Annotated in this window: 6 protein-coding genes; 2 read left to right on the forward strand and 4 right to left on the reverse strand. The window is 48.9% G+C overall.

Annotated features, from left to right (window positions below):
- Positions 1–867 (reverse strand): acyl-CoA desaturase (locus tag A3751_RS03880; RefSeq protein ID WP_068452344.1); only part of this gene is annotated, 867 nt, incomplete at its 3' end.
- 144 nt (positions 868–1,011) lie between these two features.
- Positions 1,012–2,040, reverse strand: a complete 1,029-nt coding sequence (locus tag A3751_RS03885) for an NAD(P)/FAD-dependent oxidoreductase (protein ID WP_068466031.1) — start codon at positions 2,038–2,040, stop codon at positions 1,012–1,014.
- A 200-nt stretch (positions 2,041–2,240) separates the two neighbouring features.
- Here A3751_RS03885 and A3751_RS03890 point away from each other — a divergent pair, with 200 nt between their 5' ends.
- Positions 2,241–2,828, forward strand: a complete 588-nt coding sequence (locus A3751_RS03890; RefSeq protein ID WP_197466165.1) for a sigma-70 family RNA polymerase sigma factor — start codon at positions 2,241–2,243, stop codon at positions 2,826–2,828.
- Positions 2,795–3,442: a ChrR family anti-sigma-E factor gene (locus tag A3751_RS03895; protein ID WP_068452352.1), complete on the forward strand. Its 648-nt coding sequence runs from the start codon at positions 2,795–2,797 to the stop codon at positions 3,440–3,442. The genes A3751_RS03890 and A3751_RS03895 overlap by 34 nt, the downstream gene beginning before the upstream one ends.
- Before the next feature lie 74 nt (positions 3,443–3,516).
- On the opposite strand, the gene A3751_RS03900 is transcribed toward A3751_RS03895, so the two are convergent.
- Complete coding sequence (locus tag A3751_RS03900) at positions 3,517–4,122, reverse strand: hypothetical protein (protein WP_068452355.1); 606 nt, start codon at positions 4,120–4,122, stop codon at positions 3,517–3,519.
- A partial coding sequence (locus tag A3751_RS03905; RefSeq protein ID WP_156492240.1) for an alpha/beta hydrolase fold domain-containing protein occupies positions 4,123–4,624 on the reverse strand: 502 nt, incomplete at its 5' end.

Raw genomic sequence — 4,624 nt, forward strand, 5'->3', positions numbered from 1 at the left:
GTAAGAGATATCGATTTCCCACCAATAAAATCCTTGTCGAGCGGAAACCGCAAAGCGATGATGGTTGTTATGCCACCCCTCTCCAAGCGTCAACAGAGCCAAAAACGCATTATTTCGACTGTGGTCTTTCGTCTTGAATCGTCGTGACCCCCAGACATGGCCGAGAGAGTTGATCGTAAATGTAGAATGGAAAAGCAGCACCGTTGAAACACAAAAACCCCATACAACCATCTGCAACCCGTTGGTGCCCCATTCGGGCTTCCAAGTCGCCAAGACCTCGCCCAAACCATACATTGCAAGAGCCGCCAGCACTGGAACCAAGCTGTCGTAGCGGTTTAGAAATACCAGCTCTTTATACTTCGCGAGATCCGGAATGACTTTATAGTCGGTGTGATAGCCCTTATTGCTCAAGAACCAGCCGACATGGCTCCACCAAAAACTATGATTGATAGGCGAATGCAAATCATTTTCTTGATCAGAAAACTTGTGATGATTGCGATGATGCGCCGCCCACCAAAGCGGTCCACGCTGCGCAGAGGATGCTCCAATCACCGCGAAAAAAAACTGCCAGCCACGGTTCATCTTATAAGAGCGGTGAGAGAAATAGCGATGGTACACCGCGGTAATCGCGAACATTCTTAACCAGAAAAAAGCGAGACAAACAACAACTGCGACGGGGCTCCAGCCGAGCCAAATAATATTCAAGCAGGCGATATGGACAATAAGAAACGGGATACACCGAACCCAATTTATCCTGAACGGACTCTCTCCTTCGTCCGGCGCAGACGCCTCAGAGTCAAACCAGCGCACAACAGAGCGAACGATAGTCCGGACGTCCCGTCTCGGCTGAGACTTGTCTAACCCCATACATTTCTCCAACTTCCTTTCACTGCGGCTTATTCTCATGCCGCACCTTTGTTTCGTTACCAGCACTTACGTATCAGCGACGCAGATGGTTTAAGGCATGCCATCATCTTGTTAGGAAATGGCCCCTCAACGACTGCACTTTTGTTACTTTGCTCCGCTCTCCATGCCAAGTAAGGCATGCGCACTGAGGAAAGCAGATTCCACGCCAAACTCTGAGTTAACGGTAAAGTAATCACCACAGATGAGCAAGTTATCTGCGGCGCTTGAGAGATAGCCACTCGCCAGGCGATAAGCAGCCTTTGGACGCGCATACAACCAGCGATGTACGTGCTTTGTCAAAATACAATCACGCAACTCTTTAACCGGTTTGTCTATGAGTGACGCAACTTCTTGCAGTAGTCGATCGGCGACCATTTCTGGATCGGAATCGACCTGCGCCAACGTCCAGTCAGGCTGCGCATGCACCACAACGACCTCCAGTTCCTCGAGCTTATCTCTACCCTGCTTGTCGTGATCGAACACAATGTCCCGAACAACATCGCTGTTAATTTTTTCCTGACTTAATAAGCGACGAAGTTCCGCAACAGGTTTAGAGCCACTTCCCAAAGCAAACATTGCGACCCATTGCGCCTCATGTTCCACCGCGTCCAATTGACCAAACAGCGGATGATGCTCACCAAGAATTTGAGCGGCCTGCTTGGGCGGAGCCGCTAAAACACAATACGTCGCCTTCAGCGCACTCTTACCCTCGCGACTCTCCAAAACCAAGTTCCACACGCCCTCTTCAAAACGCGCCTCCAACACTCTTTTGCCAAAATAGGGGGTCGCTTCACCAAGCGCTCCTCGAGCAAAACTAGAGTTGCGCGACAACGAGTAAGCACGTTTGCGCGATTCGCCCTCTTGGATGACAACATCGCGACGACTCTTGAGATACGCATCGAAGTTCGCGTTAGACACCTCGAAAGAATGCGCGCCCAGATCAAACCCAATAGGCTGATCATCCAAACTTAGGCGCTTCGACGAGAGACGGCCTCCGGTTCCTCTCGCTTTGTCTACAATCGCGACGCGAAAGCCTCGTTTTGCAAGCTGACCCGCACAATAGGCACCAGAAAATCCAGCGCCGACAACAACATAGTCGAATTGCTTCGGCTGATCATCTTGCATGTAATCCATTTTCTAAAACCTCACGTAATCTATTTGGAACGAGCTATACGGCACAATCCAAGTATCGGATCGTGTTGGACAAGAGTCAAAACGGGATAAGAACGCAGACGAGAAAAATTATGAGCGCTTTACCGAAGAGAGATCCTAGGGTAGCTTTGATGTCAGACAAAGTGAGCGAGAGAAGTCCCTCGCTGGTTAAGGAGAAAAGTTTGACACAAAAACAGCCTAATGAGCTGAACCAGTTGCTGTTGGCCATTGCCGCAAATAAAGATAGGCAGGCCTTCTCAGAACTGTTCAATGCAACATCGTCGCGTTTAAAAGCTTTTGCGATGCAGTGCGGCGCATCGAATGCAGATGCGGAAGAATTGCTTCAAGAGTGTATGTTAACGGTGTGGAGAAAAGCGCACACGTTCAAACCAGAGTCAGGTAGCGCGATTACGTGGTTATACACGATCGTTCGGAACAAACGGATTGATATGGCGCGCAAAGGCCGCCATGAAACGGTGATGTCGGACGATTTATGGACCGAAGAAAGCGGAGAAGAGCTCGAGACAGAAATTTCGACTGAACTGGAAGGGCAATCAGCACGTAAGTTGTTGCAAGTTTTGCCTGAAGTGCAGAAACAAGTGGTTTTCAAGGTTTACTTTGAAGGTAAATCGCATAGTGAGATTGCAGCAGATTTAGACCTGCCCTTGGGCACAATCAAATCGCGGCTGAGACTCGCAATGAAAAAGTTAGATAACGTAGCAAAAGAGCAAATGTCATGGCTAATTATCATCCTAATGATGAACTTTTGATGTCCTTCGCTGCTGGGCAGCTTCCGGACGCACTCGGTCTAATGATCGCGTGTCATTTGGAAAGCTGCACCGCATGTAGAGAGAGCGTTCATAAATATGAATCGCTTGGTGGTGACATCCTAGAACAATGCACAGAAGAGTCTGTTTCTCCGGATCTTTTAGAGAAAACCCTTGCTCTATTGGATTCGAACGAACCAGAGCAAACTTTTGAGCGAACGTCGTACGAACGTTTAAAGAACATTCCTCGCCCTTTACGGCGGTTCATCAAAAGCGATTACGACTCTCTAGACTGGAGCGGCTTCTCAAAGAACATACGAGAGGTTGTACTCAATATCGAAGACGGACGCTATACAACGAAGTTGTATCGCATCAAGGCGGGTCAAGAGCTGCCTGAGCACACCCATGAGGGCAGAGAGTTCACGCTTGTGATGAGTGGCTCATTCTCTGATCGGACGTGTGATTATAGCGAAGGTGACTTTATCCTCGCGGATCAAAGTACAACGCACCAGCCACGAGCATCGATGGATCAAGATTGCATATGCTTAGCGGTAATGGACGCGCCACTGAAAATGACAGGCATTTTCGGAAGAATGCTGAATCCATTTTTGCGTTAGGCCACATTAAGCGGACCCAAAAAAACCGGCCTTCGCAAGCCGGTTTTTTTATGCTCTTGTTAAGGAGAACAAGCTCAAAATACGCTCCAGAACCACCCTTGAGCAAGATCGTCCTTACAACCCCAGTATTGCTCTCCATAACGCTTTGAACGTGCCTCTACTTTTCTTGCTACTTGCGTTAACCAAGGCTTGGATTTATACGAGCCACGCCGGTAACCGCCTTGCCCTTCGTGATAATTAAGGTACTGCGCATAGGCATCCCATTTTGATACTTTGTTGATCTTCGCTGTTCGATTCATATACCAGCCAACAAAATCAATTGCATCCTCAAAATCATCGCGCTCGGCAAACATACCTCCGGCATCGTCTTGATACTCACCCCATACTGGTGTCTTTGCCTGTGAATAACCGTAAGCATCACTAGCGCGACCAATTGGAATGATCCACAGAAAGTATTCCATAGGCGGCTGCGCATCGTATTTGAACCGCGACTCCTGATACATAATCGCCATAGGAATCTGCACCGGCACACCCCACCGCTCGCGCGTTTCAACGGCCGCATCGTACCAATCCGGTTTCTCGTAAAAAATTTCGCAAAGATTGTCTGGGTTAGAAGGTGGGTTCGTCGCACAACCAGCCAGCTGCATCACCATCACCAAAGCGATTAGCTTCTTCAACATCTACGCCAAACGCTCAATCTTTTTCGCAATCAAGGCTAGCGCACGATCTGCTTCTGGCACGAGTGGTGAAAACGTCTGAAAGACATGAAACATATCAGGAAAGACGTCATACGCCGTGTTCACCCTATCAGCGCGTAAGCGCTTTACCAAATCATCCACCTGCGGTTTAAACATTTCACTTCCACCTGCTTGCACATAAATCGGCGGAAAACCGATAAAACTGGTTTCAGAAAAATCACTCACACGAACCGCCTCTGTGTGATTGTCACCAAAGCAACCAGACCAACGCTCTAGCAACGCTTCGGACAGAATATCGTTTGGTGCAAAGTCTTGTTCTAAACACTCGGGTTCAAACGGCCGAACCCAAGGAGAGATCAAAACAGCGCCGTCAATCGCGCCACTGCGCCCTTCCTCTTTAAGCTCACGTAGCGTGTTCAGCGCCATGCCTCCCCCAGCAGAATCGCCAGCAAGAAAAATATGATCCTGAGGCGTTGCGCGCTCT

It is taken from the genome of Oleiphilus sp. HI0080 (genome assembly GCF_001635135.1).

Coding starts and splice junctions, on each gene's coding strand:
- A3751_RS03885 (WP_068466031.1), bottom strand. CDS start 2,040: ATGGATTACATGCAAGATGATCAGCCGAAGCAATTCGACTATGTTGTT.
- A3751_RS03900 (WP_068452355.1), bottom strand. CDS start 4,122: ATGTTGAAGAAGCTAATCGCTTTGGTGATGGTGATGCAGCTGGCTGGT.
- A3751_RS03895 (WP_068452352.1), top strand. CDS start 2,795: ATGGCTAATTATCATCCTAATGATGAACTTTTGATGTCCTTCGCTGCT.